This window comes from Actinoplanes sp. CA-252034 (assembly GCF_050956125.1).
Lineage (GTDB): Bacteria > Actinomycetota > Actinomycetes > Mycobacteriales > Micromonosporaceae > Actinoplanes.
In genome coordinates this window covers 4,854,007-4,870,206 of the sequence record NZ_CP191846.1, presented here as the reverse complement: position 1 = coordinate 4,870,206, position 16,200 = coordinate 4,854,007, and the positions used below count along the sequence as shown (strand labels likewise).

15 protein-coding genes are annotated in these 16,200 nt (G+C 71.4%); 6 read left to right on the top strand and 9 right to left on the bottom strand.

Going from position 1 to position 16,200, the window contains the following annotated elements; all coding sequences use genetic code 11:
• Positions 1-8: 8 nt before the first annotated feature.
• Positions 9-1,283, top strand: coding sequence for a CobW family GTP-binding protein (locus tag ACQPZW_RS22065; protein ID WP_433796815.1), 1,275 nt, complete (start codon positions 9-11; stop codon positions 1,281-1,283).
• 34 nt (positions 1,284-1,317) lie between these two features.
• Here the strand turns inward: ACQPZW_RS22065 and ACQPZW_RS22060 are convergent, their stop codons facing one another.
• Together ACQPZW_RS22060 and ACQPZW_RS22055 are read right to left on the bottom strand one after the other, a co-directional pair.
• On the bottom strand, positions 1,318-2,637 hold the full coding sequence (locus tag ACQPZW_RS22060; RefSeq protein ID WP_433796814.1) for a pyridoxal-phosphate dependent enzyme: 1,320 nt from the start codon (positions 2,635-2,637) through the stop codon (positions 1,318-1,320).
• Positions 2,634-4,085, bottom strand: coding sequence for a Y4yA family PLP-dependent enzyme (locus ACQPZW_RS22055; protein WP_433796813.1), 1,452 nt, complete (start codon positions 4,083-4,085; stop codon positions 2,634-2,636). Before ACQPZW_RS22055 ends, ACQPZW_RS22060 begins: the two co-directional genes overlap by 4 nt.
• Before the next feature lie 263 nt (positions 4,086-4,348).
• Here ACQPZW_RS22055 and ACQPZW_RS22050 point away from each other — a divergent pair, with 263 nt between their 5' ends.
• Positions 4,349-5,005: a hypothetical protein gene (locus ACQPZW_RS22050; RefSeq protein WP_433796812.1), complete on the top strand. Its 657-nt coding sequence runs from the start codon at positions 4,349-4,351 to the stop codon at positions 5,003-5,005.
• Positions 5,006-5,191: 186 nt separating this feature from the next.
• On the opposite strand, the gene ACQPZW_RS22045 is transcribed toward ACQPZW_RS22050, so the two are convergent.
• Positions 5,192-5,599 (bottom strand): hypothetical protein, encoded by a 408-nt coding sequence (locus ACQPZW_RS22045; RefSeq protein ID WP_433796811.1) that lies wholly within the window; start codon positions 5,597-5,599, stop codon positions 5,192-5,194.
• Positions 5,600-5,810: 211 nt separating this feature from the next.
• Between ACQPZW_RS22045 and ACQPZW_RS22040 the strand changes: the two genes are divergently transcribed.
• Genes ACQPZW_RS22040 through mmuM form a run of 3 tightly spaced genes read left to right on the top strand, consistent with a single transcriptional unit; the run spans position 5,811 to position 9,085 of the window.
• Entirely contained in the window at positions 5,811-7,718 is a 1,908-nt protein-coding gene (locus ACQPZW_RS22040; RefSeq protein ID WP_433796810.1) for a DUF6745 domain-containing protein, read from the top strand.
• A 13-nt stretch (positions 7,719-7,731) separates the two neighbouring features.
• Positions 7,732-8,124: a hypothetical protein gene (locus ACQPZW_RS22035; protein ID WP_433796809.1), complete on the top strand. Its 393-nt coding sequence runs from the start codon at positions 7,732-7,734 to the stop codon at positions 8,122-8,124.
• Positions 8,125-8,146: 22 nt separating this feature from the next.
• A complete protein-coding gene (gene mmuM / locus ACQPZW_RS22030; protein ID WP_433796808.1) occupies positions 8,147-9,085 on the top strand; it encodes a homocysteine S-methyltransferase in 939 nt (312 codons plus the stop codon).
• 70 nt (positions 9,086-9,155) lie between these two features.
• Here the strand turns inward: mmuM and ACQPZW_RS22025 are convergent, their stop codons facing one another.
• From ACQPZW_RS22025 to ACQPZW_RS22010, 4 genes are read right to left on the bottom strand one after another with little or no spacing between them, the layout of a single operon-like run.
• Positions 9,156-10,028, bottom strand: coding sequence for a dioxygenase (locus tag ACQPZW_RS22025; protein ID WP_433796807.1), 873 nt, complete (start codon positions 10,026-10,028; stop codon positions 9,156-9,158).
• Positions 10,025-11,041, bottom strand: a complete 1,017-nt coding sequence (locus ACQPZW_RS22020; RefSeq protein WP_433796806.1) for a maleylacetate reductase — start codon at positions 11,039-11,041, stop codon at positions 10,025-10,027. Before ACQPZW_RS22020 ends, ACQPZW_RS22025 begins: the two co-directional genes overlap by 4 nt.
• Entirely contained in the window at positions 11,038-12,792 is a 1,755-nt protein-coding gene (locus ACQPZW_RS22015; RefSeq protein ID WP_433796805.1) for an FAD-dependent oxidoreductase, read from the bottom strand. Before ACQPZW_RS22015 ends, ACQPZW_RS22020 begins: the two co-directional genes overlap by 4 nt.
• Positions 12,776-13,777, bottom strand: coding sequence for an AraC family transcriptional regulator (locus ACQPZW_RS22010; protein WP_433796804.1), 1,002 nt, complete (start codon positions 13,775-13,777; stop codon positions 12,776-12,778). Before ACQPZW_RS22010 ends, ACQPZW_RS22015 begins: the two co-directional genes overlap by 17 nt.
• A 99-nt stretch (positions 13,778-13,876) precedes the next feature.
• Between ACQPZW_RS22010 and ACQPZW_RS22005 the strand changes: the two genes are divergently transcribed.
• Complete coding sequence (locus tag ACQPZW_RS22005; RefSeq protein WP_433796803.1) at positions 13,877-14,665, top strand: SAM-dependent methyltransferase; 789 nt, start codon at positions 13,877-13,879, stop codon at positions 14,663-14,665.
• Position 14,666: 1 nt separating this feature from the next.
• On the opposite strand, the gene ACQPZW_RS22000 is transcribed toward ACQPZW_RS22005, so the two are convergent.
• A complete protein-coding gene (locus tag ACQPZW_RS22000; RefSeq protein WP_433796802.1) occupies positions 14,667-15,227 on the bottom strand; it encodes an NADPH-dependent FMN reductase in 561 nt (186 codons plus the stop codon).
• Positions 15,228-15,458: 231 nt separating this feature from the next.
• Entirely contained in the window at positions 15,459-15,920 is a 462-nt protein-coding gene (locus tag ACQPZW_RS21995; RefSeq protein ID WP_433796801.1) for a phage tail protein, read from the bottom strand.
• Positions 15,921-16,200: the final 280 nt, after the last annotated feature.

The window sequence follows — 16,200 nt, the reverse complement described above, 5'->3', positions numbered from 1 at the left end:
ATGGGGGTGTGAGTGCGAACCCGATCACCGACGCCCCGCGCGTTCCGGTGGACAACCGACCCGCCGTCACCGTGCTGTCCGGCTTCTCGCCCGGCGCGGTCCACGCCACCGCACAGGCCCTGCTGCTTGCCGAGGACCGGCTACTGGCGATCAGGCATGACCTCGGCCGCATCCGGGAGGGGCTTCTGCGGCGTACGGTCCGCTCGGCCACCGAGGTGATCCAGGACGACACCGTCGAAACGGTGCACGGATGCGTCTCCTGCACGCTGCGCGAGGACGTGCTGCCCACTCTGGTACGCCTCGCCCGTACCCGTCCCGGTGATGATCTGCTCCTGGTCCTGCCCCCGTCGATCGAGCCGGAGGCGCTGGCCGCCGCCTCCGCGCACTGCACGGTCGACGGCGCTCCGGTCACCGAGGCGGTTCGCTTCGACTCGTATGTCACGGTCGTCGACACCGACCGCTTCCTCGACGACCTCGGCAGCACCGACGACCTCAGGCACCGCGATCTGCACGCCGCCGACGACGATCACCGGGCCGTCGCCGAGGTGGTGGCGCATCAGGTCGAGTTCAGCGACACCGTCGTGCTGTGGAGCCGCCCGGGCGCCGACGCCGACGCCCTGAGCCGGGTCGGCACCCTGGTCCACCGGCTCGCGCCCTGGTCCATCCAGGTGACCGTCGGCACGACCGCGCAGCTGGACTGCACCGGGCTCAGCGCTCTGGTACGCCGCACCGGCCGGCACAACCCGCTGCGCCCCGGCATGCTCGGCCTCGCGCTGGCGGGCCGGCCCATCGCCGTGGCCGACACCGACTCCTCCGAAGTGACGTCGATCCTGTTCGAGACACGGCGCCCGTTCCACCCGCAGCGGCTGCACGACGCGCTGGAGGATCTCACCGAGCACACGCTGCGCGGCCGTGGTCAGCTCTGGATCGCCAGCCAGCCGGACGCCGTGCTCGCGTTCGAGTTCGCCGGTGGCGGCGTCAGCCTGGGCGCCCTCGGCCCCTGGCTCGCGGCCCTGCCCACCGAGCGCTGGACCGAGACCAGCGCCGAGCGCCGGATCGCCGCCGACCTGGCCTGGGATCCCTACTACGGCGACCGGCGCATCGTGCTCGCCCTGATCGGCCTGCACCTGGACCACGCCGCCCTGACCGCGCTGCTCGACGCGTGCCTGCTCACCGACGCCGAGCTCGCCGACGGCTTCGACACGTGGCCGAGCCTGCCCGACCCGTTCGCCGGGTGCTTCCCGCTGACCGACGAGAGGAGCACCGGGGAGAGCCGGCCGTGAATCATCGGCGCAGTCGTTTTCGATAAGCGTGGAGTCAGTCGCGGACGAGCTCACCTCCGGCGTCGCGCCAGGCGATCACCCCGCCGGACAGCGACCGTACGTCCGGGTGGCCCATCCGGGTGAGCAGGGCAGCGTACCGGGCGGACTTCTCCCCCACCGGGCAGACCAGCAGCACCGGCTGCCGGCGGCTGAACGGCAACCCGTCGTGCAGCATCTCGCCGAACCGGTCGTCGACGATGTTGACCGACCGGTCGATGTGCAGCGCCCGGTAGGCGAACGGGCTGCGCAGGTCCACGACCAGCGGGCGCTCCTTCTCGATCCAGTCCCGCGCGGCCGCCACGTCGACCGTCGGCGCCGCGGCGAGGTCGTCGCCGGTGAGGTCGTGCAGCGAGTGGGGGCGGGCCGGCTGCTGGAACAGCTCGGGGCGGCGGTCGCGCAGGTAGCTCATGTAGCTCTCGACCCGGTCGCAGACGATGAACACGGCGGTACGCCGCTCGGTCAGATCCGCGTCGACGCGCCGCAGGTAGCGCACGGCCCCCTGATAGGCGCCCCCTCCGGTCGGGCCGGCCAGGGTGCCGCAACGGCGCACCAGAGTGAGAAGGCCGTCGATCGCCTCGCCGGAGCTGACCGCCTCGATGGTGTCGTAGACGCCGGGGTCGAAGAGGCCGACTTCGTGCGCCTCGTCGATGTCGCGGATGCCGGGGATGAAGTCGGCCTTCTCGGCCACCAGCCCGACCACGGTGACGCCGGGATCGTGCTCGCGCAGCGCCCGCGCCACGCCGCTGGACGAGCCGGCGGTGCCGACGCAGGCGATGAAGTAGTCCGGCGCCCGGCCGCCCAGGTCGGCGATGATCTCCGGGCCGGTGCCGGTCGCGTGCGCCTGCACGTTGAGGTCGTTGAAGTACTGGTCGGTGTGCAGATAGCCGGCGCCGTCGGCGGACACGGTGTGGTACATGCGGGTGAGCGGGTCGTCGGTGTCGGCCGGATCCAGGCACTCCGACCGGCCGGGCAGCTCGTCGATCTGCGCCCCGAGCAGCAACAACAGGTCCTTGATCTCGGGGACCCTCATCCGGTTGGTGACGCTGCGAAACGGCAGGCCGTGCATTCCGGCGATCACCGCGAGCGCCTTGGCGGTGTTGCCGCTGGACAGCTCGACCACGGTCTCGGAACGCTCGGCGGCCCCGGCGAGACGGTGCCGGACCATGTTCCACGCGGCGCGGTCCTTCACCGAGCCGAACGGGTTGAACAGCTCCATCTTGGCGTACAGGTCGATGTTGCGCAGGCCGTGCACCGCCGCGTCGATGCGCACCAGTGGCGTGTCGCCGATGACGTCGGTGACGCTGTCGTACCTCACCCGTTGCTCTCCTCCCGGCCGGTGACGGGCCAGTACCGCTCGTCCAGGCACCACCGCCAGCCGCCGCCGGACCGGAAGGCCGCGATCGTGCGGGCGGAGGGCTGCATCAGCGCGTGACCCGCGCTGAAATCCATGAGATAGCCGGCGGTGTTGGCGAACACCAGCAGGTCGCCGGGGCGCGGAAGCCGCGGCAGTAGGACCTTGCGGCGGGTGATCAGGTCGGCTTCCAGGCACAGGTTGCCGGTCAGATAGACCCCGGCCGGTCCCTCCGGCCCCGGTTCGCCATGCGAGATCAACAGCGGATCCATCTGTACGCCGTGCTGGTCCACACCGATGTCGGAGCTGTTGCCGGCCACCCGGACAAGGGTGTCGCCCCGCCCTTCGTCGTGCACCTGCTCGACCCGCAACAGCGTGGCGCCGCACTGGTCGAGCAGTGCCCGGCCGGGCTCGGTGTACAGGTCGTAGAGGTGGTCGAGCACGAGCGTCCCCAGCGCCCGCCGATGCGCCGTGGACTCGGTGCGCAGCAGCCGGTCCAGGTAGGCGGCTCCGGCGAGCGCCCGGTGTGCCGGGTAGACACTGAGCGCGCCCCGGATCGTGCCGGCCTCGTTGCGCAGCCCGTAGCCGTGACCGTTCCAGGTGACCGGCGGCCGCCTGCCGAGCACCGCCCCGGTCAGCTCGGTCGACCACGCCTCCCACTGCCGCTCCTCGGCCAGGTAGCTCACCCCGAAGCCGCCGCCGATGTCGACGGCCCGTGGCCGCAGACCGCGCCGGACGGCCTCGTCCAGGACCTGCAGGCAGCCTTCGAGCGCGGCCGCCTTCTCCGGCAGCCCCACCGTGTCGAGGTGGTAGGCGACACCGAGGAAATCGAGACGGGACCGGTGACGGTCGAGGGCGTCCCAGAGCGCGGCCGTTCCGCCCGCCGGTATCCCGAACCGGCTGACGCGAGACATCACGTTCGTACCGGTGCTCGTGAAGCCGGACAGCCGGGCCATCACGCGGACCCGGGGCAGGTCGTGGGCCGTGACGATCGCCGCGAGGGCGTCCAGCTCGGCGAGGGAGTCGACGTTGACGATCGCCGCGCTCCGGGCCGCCAGCCACAGATACTCGCGGCTCTTCGGCCCGGTGGCCATGACGCGCTCCGGCCCGAACCCGGCGCCGAGGGCGTGCTGCAGCTCGCCCAGGGAGGCCACATCGATCCCGGCGCCGGTGGCGGCCAGCTCGCGGACCAGGGCGTGCGACCGGTTCGCCTTGTGTGCGAAGTAGATCTCGCCGCTGAGGTGGTGGTCGCGGTAGACGTCCCGGAACTGCCGCACGTTGTGGGCCAGCCGGCCGGGGAGAACCACGTTGACGGGTGAGCCGAGCGCGTCGACGGCCTGGTGGAGCAGGCCGACGTCGTCCAGCAGCGATCGCAGGTCACCATCCACCCGTGGCTGCAGAGAAGACGCCATCACACCCCCGTGTCGTCACCGGCTCAGCCCGAACGTAATCGATGTCGGAGACCGAGCCAAGAGCATGGATAGCCAGAAGTGATCAAACGGCTACGGTATGCGACATTGCGCATATCGTCAGAGATCTCTCCCCCATCCCGGCCTGGTCCCGTTTCTCACGGTCGCGGCCCGGTCTCCCATCCGGCGGTCGCGGCCCGGTCTCCCTCCCGGCGGTCGCGGGCCGGTCTCCCATCCGGCGGTCGCAGCCTGGTATCAAGGACCGCGTGACGGACCGGGAACTGCTCGACAGGATTCAGGGCACGCCGTGGATCGACGAACTGCTCACCCTCTTCGACTTCGAGGTCGCCCGGGCCGAGGACGGACCGGTCGAACCGGTGACCCTGCCCGGCGGGGAACCACTGGAGACGATCGCCGGCGACGGCTCGGGCGGGGCCTTCCTCCTGGTCGGCGCCGGTGACGTCCGGCCGGTGCTCTACGTCGGCTCGGAGGGTGAGGCGGGCCTGGTCGCGACGAGCCTTCGGGACGCGCTGGCCCTGATCGTCGGTGTCTCCAGCCTGCACGACGCCGCCACCTACCCGCTGGAGGAGGACGGCGGCCGGACCCTGCACGACTACCTGGCCCGTACCGATGACGAGATCCGCGAGGACCGGCCGGAACTCGACCACGACCGCCATCGGGTGCGCGAGGCTCTCGGGCTGCCGCCGGTCGACGACGCACTGCTGCGCTCCTTCCAGAGCGCCGCCGCGGACTTCGCCTATCGGCCGATCAACCAGGAGGGCGACCGGCTCCGGCCGATGCTCTCCTGGCGGGAGGAGGCCGAGGACGCTCTGAACCCGGCGAGACCGTCATACCCGACGGCGCCCCCACCGCCGGTGACCCCTCCGAACGAGCCGATGCCGGGCCAGATCGGCCTGTTCTGACGCTCCCGCGACGTCGCGCACCCGGGCTGAGCGTTCGTGGCCGAGTCCGACGGCGAGGTGGTCGGCATGGCCGGTCCCCGAGCTGCGTGACCGCCGCGTCGGCGCCCACGGTCTGCGCCCGCCCGCCGACGAGTTCGTCTCGGTGACCGGGCACCGGTTGGCCCGCATGCCCGAGGCCGAGGCGGGTCAGGCTCTCCTGCCACGGCGGATCTTCGTCGGCCCGTAGTAGGCCGGCAGGGGCTGCCTGATCGTCACGGCCACAGCGAGTGCGGCGCACAACCATCCGAACCAGAACAGGGGAATCAGCGGCGCCCACACCAGCACGAACAGCACGACAGCAAGCGCGCGGAAGAGTCTCTTACTCGCTTTTCTGCCGAGAATCCATAGGAGCAGCACGGCTGGTGCGCCCTGGAGAAGGCAGAAAGCCAGGAGGAGGGCAATCTCTGCGACGAGGTGAACCAGGTCGGTCCCACCAATCGACGCGGGGAGGCCATCCTCGACGAAGGCGACGGCCATGAGGAGCACCAGTCCGCCGAACTGGGCAGCCGCGTAAACGGAGAACCAGACGAGAAACCACCGCCTGAACGCCGCCATCGGCCATGCCTTCGGCCTTCGAGGCCCTACTGCCGTCGCGGTCACTGCCATCCCCCACCTATTGAGCAGTCGCTCAAGGTTGGGAGCATACGAGGTTTTGAGCGACTGCTCAAGTCGGAGATGACCACCCGGAAGCAGCGCCCGCCGCTTCTCCTCCGGCGGGTTGGCGCGCCCGTAATACGCTCGGCGATCCGGCACCCGGGAGGCCTTTGTGGATGCGACGTCCGATCCGCGCACCGCCGCGCACGCACGGGGCTTCCTCGCCCTGGTGGCCGCGCTGCGACGACCCGGTGACGACGACTTCATCCTGCTGAGCCGCGCGACCACGAGCGGCCTTCCGATGACGGCGAAAGCTCTCGAAGGGATCCGGGCCGAGACCACGCTGCCGAAGCCCGAGGAGCTGTCCGGCTTCCTGGCCGCCTGCGGCCTGCCACCCGCGGCGTGGGCTCCGTGGCTCGACACGCTGCAGCGCTTCCGTGACGAGACCGTCCGGTATGCCACCACCATCAACGTGCTCAAGGCGGTCCTGGGTGTCGTGCGTGCGGCGCGGCCGCATCTCGACGCAGCGCCCGCGGTGCTCGCCGTCGCGGCCCGACAGCTGCTCACCTTGCAGGCCCGTCTGGACGAGGCGTTGGCGACGGCCCGGCGAGACCGGCCCGGCGTGGAGGCCGCCATGATGTTCTACCAGCGGGGTGTGCCCTCGTACGGTGAGATCTGGCGGCAGCGGGCGGCTTTCCGGAAGCCTGGCTTGCCGGCCGGAGCCGCGGACCTCTCCCGGGAGCTCGCGGCCCGGTGTGCGCGCGCGTTCGTGCCGGCCCGCGACGCGCTGGACGCGCTGTGCCGCGCGTTCGACGGCGAGCCGGTGATCGCCGGCGTCGCCCGGATCCGTACCGATCTGGACGAGTTCCTTGCCGCCGTCCCCGCCGAAGAGCCCGCCGCCGTCAGTGTCGCGGCCCGTACGCTGCCGGTGACCCTCGATCCGGGACAGCTGGCGGCACTGCCCCGCCTGGCCGGCCCGTGGCTGGCGATGACTCGTCTCGACGTACCGATCGATCGGGTCTCGGCCGAAGCGGTCATGGCCGAGGTCTATGAGTTTCGTGACCTGCCGCTGCCGCCCATCCGCTGGGTGGATTCGCCGGCTGCCGCCGAGCGGCTGCTGGCGGAGGTCGACGCCGGGCCGTCACTGTCCGTCTCCGACGGTCGCCCGGCTCCATCGGTGACGGCCTTCGCCGACGCCCCGGCCCTCCCGCCGGCCGTGTGGCCGGCCTCGGACCCTGACTGGGACCTCGCCGATCAAGCCGACGTGACGTCGTTGCAGAACCTTGCGGACGCGCTCGACCTGCTGCTGTTCGACGCCTACGCCCCGCCGGTCGAGGGCGCCCACGGCTACTGGGTGGCGTCGGTCCTGGCGGACTCGGTGCACCGTCTGATCGGGCCGGCCACGCGGACCCCACCGGCGTACGCAGCCTGGCTGACGACATTCTGGCTGTCGTATCACGACCTCGCCCGGGACCTGGATCTCGTCCGCTACGACTACGGCGCCGACGCCGCACTCGACTTGGCGATCGAGGTCGGCCGGACCGGCATCGGCTGGTGGTGGCCGTACCGCGACCTGTGCGTCATCTCCCGGCGTCCGGTGGCGATGGCCACGGAGGAGATGACCGGCCGGGAACGCGGCCGACGCCTGCACCGCGCGGACGGGCCGGTGCTCGAGTTCGCCGACGGCACGCGGTACCACGCCTGGCATGGCACCCCGGTCCCGGCGGACCTCGTCGAGGGAGGCTGGTCGGTCGCGCGGATCCTCAGTGAGCCGAACCTCGAGTTGCGCCGCTGCGCGATCGAACGCCGTGGCTGGCCCGAGTTCATCGACGAGGCCGGGCTGCGCCAGGTCGGCCGGCCGGCCCCGGACCCCGGCAACCCCGGCCAGATGCTGACGCTCTACGACGTGCCGTGGGGCGGCCGGATCCTGCTCTGCACGAACGCCAGCCTGGAGCGCGACGGCACCCGCCGCCGGTACGGCATCGAGGTCCGGCGCTCCGCAGACGACCCGGTCGACGCCGCCGCCGGCCTGTTCGGACTCAGCCGAGAGCACTACCTGACCATGCAGCGCGCGACCTGATCCGGAGGCCCACGTGACCGACACCCACCGTGTCCCTGCCCCGCCCGCCGTCAAGGTGGACATTCCCGTCCTGACCGGCCTCCAACGTCAGGGCGACGTGGCAGTCATCCCGGTCGAGATGGCGTTCCGTATCGACCAGGCACCGCCGGCGCCGGTGCCGGCCGAGGGCATCGCGCTGGTCAGCGGCGAGACCGGCCACACCCACCTGCTCGTCGCCGACGGGCCGGTGACCTGGACGGCTGCGCCGTGGCGGGGCCGCGATGTCGGGATGGTCACGGTCGCCGCGGGTGCGGTGGCGTATGTCCTGCACCCGGAGCATGCGGCGCTCGGCTGCGGACCGGGTGAGTACCTGGTGCGGCGCCAGCAGGAGATGACGGGCAACGGGTCGCGACTGGTCGCCGACTGAACCGGGAGCACCGCGATCAGCGATGATGATCGTCGAGGGTGATGCGGCCGACGACGAGGAGCACATGATGGAATCCCTGGCCACAGCGTTGTCGGCGGGTCCGGTGGTGCTCGATGGCGGGCTGGCGACCGAGCTCGCCGCCGCCGGGCACGACCTGTCGGACCACCTCTGGTCGGCGCGGCTGCTGCACGACGAGCCGGAGGCGATCGTCGACGCGCATCTGGCCTTCCTGCGGGCCGGAGCACAGGTGGTGATCACGGCGAGCTACCAGGCGACGTTCGAGGGCATGGCACGGGCCGGATTCGACGACGACACGACGACCGTGCTGCTCGGGCGCAGTGTCACGCTCGCCCGGGATGCGTGCCGGCGGGCGGCCGACGAGGGAGTCGACGGGCCGCTGTGGGTGGCGGCGTCGGTCGGGCCGTACGGGGCGATGCTCGCCGACGGCTCCGAATACCGGGGTGACTACGGTCTGACCGTCGACGAGCTGGTCCGCTTCCATCGCCGCCGGATGGAGGTGCTGGCCGGGGCGGGCGCCGACGTGCTGGCCCTGGAGACCGTGCCGGACGTGGTCGAGGCCGAGGCGATGCTGCGCGTGGTGGCGGAGTTGGGGGTGCCGGTCTGGTTGTCGTACACGATCGACGGTGACCGGACCCGGGCCGGCCAGCCGGTCGCCGAGGCGTTCGCGCTGGCCGCCGACGTGCCCGAGGTGATCGCGGTCGGGGTCAACTGCAGCGCCCCGGCCGACGTGGCCGGCGCGCTGGCCGAGGTGACCGGCAGGCCGGCGGTGGCCTACCCGAACAGTGGCGAGGTCTGGGACGCGACCGCCCGCGCCTGGACCGGCGACCCCGGCTGGGGCTCGGTGGACCCGTGGCTCAGCGCGGGCGCCCGGCTGATCGGCGGCTGCTGCCGGGTCACGCCCGCCCAGATCAGCGACCTGGCCGCACATCTGAAGGCGTGACCAGCAGCGACCTGGCCGCACATCTGAAGGCGTGACCAGCAGCGACCTGGCCGCATGTCTGAGGGCGTGACTAGCGCGGGGCCAGGACGATGTCGAACCGCACCCGGCTCCACGCCCGGTCGCCGAGGTCGCGGCCGTCCGGAGTCGGGGTGCCGGCGGGCTGCGGCTCGAAGTCACGGACCAGCGAGTCCCGTACCCCGAAGACGCTGTCGGAGTCGAGCAGCGCGTCCCCGCGTACGAAAATGTGGGTCACCAGGGTCCGCAGCCCCGCCGCCTCGACCAGGAAGTGCAGGTGGGAGGCCCGCATCGGGGATCGGCCGGTCCGTTCCAGGAGCAGCCCCACCGGCCCGTCGTGCGGAATCGGATAGGGCGTCGGCGTGATCGCCCAGAAGCGGAACGATCCGTCCGGGCCGGCGACGAGCCGTCCGCGGGCGGCGACCCGGTCGTCGCCGTACTGGACGTCGTAGAAGCCGTCGTCGTCGGCCTCCCACACCTCGATGCGCGCCTCCGGGACCGGCCGGCCGTCGGTGTCGGTGACGGTCCCCTCGACCCAGCACGGCTGCCCGGGGGCGCCGCCGGAGATGTCCCCGCCGAGCGGGACCAGTGGGGCGTCGGCGACGAAGAACGGCCCGACGACGGTCGCCTCGGTGGCGTTCCGGTAGGCCGCGTTGTTGATGGTGATGGTCTGCATCGACAGGCCGAACACGTCGGAGAGCAGGATGAGCTCCTGCCGCCGGTCGTCGGTGATGTGCCCGACGGCGGTGAGGAACCCGATCGCCTGCTGCCATTCGGCTTCGGTCAGCCGCACCTCGCGGGCGAAGGCGTGCAGGTGGCGGGTGAGCGCCTGGGTCAACTGCCTCAGCCGGGGGTCGGGTGTGCCGTCGAACGAGGCGACCACCCGTTCGACCAGTTGTCGTTCGCGGCGTTCCTGCTCGTCGGTCATCGGGGGTCTCCTGTGGGCTCTCCCGCCCACGCGCGGCGCAGGAGGTCGGTGAGGTCGCCGGCGGTGACGGCGACCGGGTTGCCGGGCGGCACGACCGCCAGGATCGCGGCCACCGCGGCCGGGATGTCGCTCTCCCGGAAGCCGAAGTCGCGCAGGGCGCGCGGGGCGCCGATGCGCTCCCGCAGCCCGTGCAGGCCGTCCGGGCCGAAGGCCTCGGCGAGCAGGGCGGAGACGGCGACACCGTTCAACTCCATGACGTACGGCAGGACGACCGCGTGAGTCTGCGCATGCGGGAGGTCGAACATGCCGCCGAGAACGTGACAGATCTTGTGGTGCAGCCCGGAACCCGCCGAGGCGAACGCGACCGCGGCGAGGTGTGCCCCGTACAACGTCTGCTCTCGCCCCTCCGGATCTGAGGGTCGTGAGACGATGCGCGGAAGCCCGCCGCTGAGCGCGCGGATCCCGGCGAGGGCGAGGGCCTGGTTGATCGGGTCGGCCCGGGGCGCCCACATCGAGTCGACGCAGTGGGCGACGGCGTTGAGCCCGGAGGCGACGCTCAGTCGCACCGGCAGTGACAGGGTGAGGCCCGCGTCGTACACGATCGTGCGGGGCAGCACGCGCCGGTCCGCGCCGGTGGTCTTGCGGCCGTCCTCGGTCAGGCCCCACACGTCGGTCGCCTCGGATCCGGCGTACGTGGTCGGCACCGCGACGATCGGCAGGCCCGTGGTGAGCGCGATCGCCTTGGCCAGCCCGGTCGCCGAGCCGCCGCCGATGCTGACCAACACGTCGGCGTCGCTGTCGGCGGTGAAGGCGCGGGCCCGTTCGGCGACGTCGACCGGCACGTGCATCACCACGTCCCGGTAGCGCGGAACGCCGGGCAGCAGGTCGGCGGCGGCCCTTCCGATCACGAGGGGCCGCGAGCCGAGCCGGGCGACCTCGGCCGCGAGATGCTCCGCGGCCGGCCCGAAGACCACCCGTTGCGGCAGCGTCTCGTGGGTGAAGCGCAGGCTCACGGCGTACCGCCCCGGCCGAGGATCGTGGCCAGCGCGTCCCGCAGCGCCCGGGCCGGGTCGGCGGGCAGCCGTGCCGAGCGCCACCCGATGTGCTTGTCCGGCCGCACCAGGATCACCCCGTCCTCCTCGACCTCACGGGCTCGCGCCCAGTCGTAGTACAGGTCGGTGACCGCCCGTCCGGGTCCGATGACCACGGTCTCCACCGGCACGCCGAGTTCCGACGACACCTTCTCGGCCGCCGTCGCCCACGCCTCCCCCGCGATGCCGGTGAACAGCGTGAACCGGGTCATCGGCGCCAGGTCGAGGGTCGAGACCCGGCTCGTGGAGTCTCCGACCCACACGTGCGGCAGGCGGGAGCCGGGCACGGTCGACGGCTGGTGGTAGAGCTCCGGGTCACGAGCCGGGACAGGCCGGGCCGTGCCGTCGCCGACGATCGCCGCGGACTCGTAGAACTGGCCCAGCTCGACGCCGTGCGCGTTGAACTCGTAGTGCTTGAGCTCCATCGCCGACACCAGCGCGGCCCGCTTGGCGGCGCCCTCCGGCGTGTTGGCCTTGCGCTCCTCGATGCGGGCGACCATCTCGGCCTCGTCCTTCGCGTCGAGCAGGCCCAGCACCTCGAAGAACTGCACGAACTCGCGGCTGGACCGGTTGGCGCGCAGCACGATCTGCTCGGCGACCGGAGCACGTTCGGTGGTGTACGTGTCGAGCAGCACCGGATCGGCCTGACCGCGGAGCACGGCGGCGAGCTTCCACGCCAGGTTGTACGAGTCCTGGATGGAGGTGTTGGAGCCGAGCCCGTTGGACGGCGGGTGCCGGTGCACGGCGTCGCCCGCGCAGAACACCCGTCCGGAGTGCAGCCGGGTCGCGTACCTCTCGTTGTTGCCCCACAGTGACGTCCCGGTGATCTCGACGTCGATGCCGGGCAGGCCGAGCAGGCTGCGCACGATCGCCTTCGCGGCGGCCTCGTCGACGACCGGTGCGGGCCCGTTGATGTCGTAGCCCCAGACGATCAGCCACTCGTTCCAGGGACGGACCATCCGGACCAGGCCGGCGCCGATCCCGCCCACGTTGGAGCCCGGTTGGATCACCCAATAGAGGACCGAGGGGCGATTTCCGACGTACGGGGAGAGGTCTGCCCTGAAGGTGATGTTCATCGACCCCGCGATGTCCATCTCCCCCCGCATCGGCAGGTCGAGGTCCTCGGCCACCTGGGAGCGCGCGCCGTCCGCACCGATCAGGTACTTGGCCCGGATGGTGTATTCGCGTCCGGTGAGCCGGTCGCGCACGGTGACGTCGACGCCGTCGGGGTCCTGCCGGTGACCGAGGTACTCGGTGGAGAAGCGGGTCTGGGTGCCGCGTTCGGTGGCGTTGCGGACCAGGATCGGCTCCAGGTAGTTCTGCGGGATGTCGACCGGCAGGCAGGGCGACGCCAGCTCGTAGTCGCCGCGCCGTCCGGGGTGGGTGCCCCAGGTGAGGATCCGGCCGATCTCCTCGCCGGCGATCGAGGTGCAGAAGACGGTGTCGCCCATCAGGTGGTGCGGTGTCGCGTCGGCGAGCACCTGCTCCTCGATGCCGGCGTCGCGGAAGACCTCCATGGCCCGCTGGTTGGTGATGTGGGCGCGCGGCGTGTTCGCCGTCCACCGGTACTTCGTGATCATGATGTTCGGGATGCCGAGGGTGGAGAGCAGCAGGGCAGCGCCCGCGCCCGCCGGGCCGGATCCGACGATCAGGACGTCAGTGGTCACCGTCATGCGGTCCATTGGCGGGCGGGCCGGGCGGCCCGGCAAGGTGCGGGCCGGGGACACGGCGGAAATCAGAAGGGATGGCGGATCCGCGTACGTCCAGCGGCCGCACCCCGAACCTGGCCCGGAACGCCTGCGAGAAGTAGGTGGCCGTCGCGAACCCGCAGGAGGCGGCGACCTCGGCGACCGCCGTGTGCGGCCCGTCGGTGAGCAGCCGGTGTGCCCGTTCCAGGCGGCGTGACAGCACGAACCGCGGCAGGCTCGTCCCGGTGGTGGCGAACGCCCGGGACAGGTGCCGCTCGCTGATGCCGATGCCGGCGGCGACCCGGGTGGCATTGAGACCGGGGTCGGTCAGGTGGTCCTCGACGAACGCGCGGGCGTTGGCCAGGTGCACGGCCACCGGGTCGGCGACGGTACGGCCGGTCATGTCGGCGATCAGGTGCAGCAGGGTCTGCTCGTCCACGGCACCGCCGCCGCGCAGCGCGGTCCCCGCCGACCGGGCCAGCGCCCGGGAGGTGGCCCGGACCATCGGCTGCCGCACCGAGTCCATGCCGGTGACGTCCTGGAACACCGCGCGCGGCACCTTGATCGCGAGCTCTTCGAGGCCGTGCGAGAAGCCGCGCATGAACGGCCGGTCCGCGTCACAGATCAGAGCCTGGCCCGGCCGTAGGGTCAGCACACCGCCGTCGTGGTAGAAGAACGCCTCCCCGACCAGGGTCAGATACACCGCGATCGCCTCGGCCGGGCTGCGGCGCACGACGTCCGCGGGCCGCTCGACGACGTGCGACGTCCCGCGGACGCGTGCCAGCTGCACCCGGTCGAGGTGCAGGTTCACCTCGGTGCCGTCGAACGGCGTGTCCCCGAGCAGCCGGCACCGCAGCCCGATCAGCGCGGCCCGGTTGTGTTCCTCCCACAGCTCGATCCGCCGCCCCTCGGGAACCGCCGCCGTGCTGAACCGCCGCACCCGCCCGGCCGCCGCTGTGTCCTCGATCACTCCCTCAGTCTCCCCGAGCGGGGTGCTCGACGCCATCCGATCCGTCGCCGGGTGGGGACTACGCTTACCGCACCTCGACTGATCCACATAGGAGTGTCAGTGCCGAACGATCGTGACCTACCGCCGACCCTGGACGCCACGGTTCCGCAGACCGCGCGTATCTGGAACTACCTGTTGGGTGGGAAGGACAACTTCGCCATCGACCGGGCCGTCGGGGACCAGATCCTCGCCAGCCGGCCGGAGCTGGCCGAGAGCGCGCGCCTGAGCCGGGCCTACCTGATCCGGGCCGTGCGGTTCCTTGCCGACGAGGCGGGGATCCGGCAGTTCCTGGACATCGGGACCGGACTGCCGACCGCGAACAACACCCACCAGGTCGCGCAGTCGGTGGCGCCGGCGAGCCGGGTGGTCTACGTCGACAACGATCCGCTGGTGCTCTCGCATGCGCGGGCGCTGCTGGCCGGGCACCCGGAGGGCGTGACCGACTACGTCGACGCCGACATGCACGACATGGACCTGGTGTTGCGGAAGGCGGCCGGGACGCTCGACTTCACGCAGCCGGTGGCCGTGCTGTTCATGGGCGTTCTCGGGCACGTCGAGGACGACGACGTCGCGCAGGGCATGGTGCGCCGGGCGCTCGACGCCCTCCCGTCGGGCAGCTATCTGGCCGTCTACGACGGGACCGACATCACCCCGGCCAACGTCGAGGCGGCCCGGATCTGGAACGAGTCGGCCGCCCAGCCGTACTTCCTGCGCAGCCCGGCCCGGCTGGCGCGGTTCTTCGATCGCCTGGAGCTGGTCGAGCCCGGCGTCGTCCCGGTGACCCGCTGGCGGCCGGTGGACGACGTGCCGGACATCGATCAGTATTGCGCGGTCGGCCGCAAGCCCTGAGTCAGGACTTGCGGAGGGAGGCCAGCGCGGTGCTCCAGGCGACGACCTCGTCGAGCAGGGTGGTGAGCTGCGGCAGCTGATAGTCACCGGGCTTGAAGACGCTGTAGTTCTCGAACTCGGTGCTCAGAGCGAGCGTGACCTGCTGCCGTACGTCTGCCATCTTGAGCTCTCCGGCGACCAGCCGCAGGTGCTCGACCGCGCGGGCACCGCCGACCGACCCGTAGGAGACGAACCCGACCGCCTTGTTGTTCCACTCGGCGAACAGGTAGTCGATGGCGTTCTTGAGCACCCCCGAGGTGCTGTGGTTGTACTCGGGCGTGACGATGACGAACCCGTCGTAGGAGGCGATCTTCTCGGCCCACTTCTTGGTGTGGTCGTTCTGGTACTGGCCCATCGACGGCGGGATCGGCTCGTCGAGGTGCGGCAGCGGGAAGTCCAACAGGTCGACGAGCTCGTACGTGGCGTCGCTGCGCTGCTTGGCGTGGTCGAGCACCCAGGCGGCGACCTGTTCGCCGTTGCGGTTGGGGCGGGTGCTGCCGAGGATGATGCCGATGCGGGTCACGGTTGGCTCCGATGCGGGTAGACGACACGGCTGAGCGGGACATTACGGACGTGCCGTTGCGGGCACGTCCGGTTCCCGGATCTTCCTTGGCGATTCCCACACCGGGCGTGATCACTCCTTCGTGACGACGGCCTTCCTTCCGGACGCGATGACAGGCAGGCGGGTGCCAGGTGAACCCGGCCGCCCTCGGACGGCTGAGCGCCCTCCGTGATCACCAGGTCCGGGGCGGTGTCAGTACTCGTTCTTGATGACGAAGTAGGAGCCGCGGATGGTGCCGGCCAGCTTCGACTTCTGGCGGGCGAACTTGAACGCGCCCAGTTCGGCGGGCACCTCCATGCCGTCGGAGAGCTTGAAGCCGACGGCACGTTTGCCGCCGTCGTCGACGGTGTACATCACGTTGACGGACAGGCCGCTCTCGTAGAACACGTACGCCATCCGGATGTTCTCCACCTGGAACGCAGTCGTCTCCAGTGCCGGGGAGCCGAAGACCAGGCCACGTTCCTCGCGCAGGATGCGGTGCACCCACTCGACCGTCTCCGGGGCGTCACCGGCGGGCTCGACCGTGAAGACGTGGCCGTACTTGTTCTTGAAGTAACGGGCCTCGTTCGCTCGCAGGCCGGCGAGCGCGTCGGCGACCGGCGACGACTCCAGTCCGGCAGTCGATACCTTGTCGAAATCCACCACGTGGGCCATGAGGTGCGACGGTACGCCACAACGGTGCGGTCGCCCACGAAGTCGACCGGTAGTACGGCCGAACGCGTGACGGAACACCCCAGAGGCGGCCCTGCCGAGAGGTGACAGGGCTAGTCGAGGTGGGTGATCGAGTTGCCGTGGACGGTGAGGCCGACCCGCCCGGAGGAGAAGCCCCAGCTTCGTCGACAGGGTGCCGAAGTACGCGAGCACGTCGTTCCGGGTCGTCATTGCAGCAGGCTGACGACGGCGGGAGCGGCCGGGCGGGCGCCCGGCCGCTCCG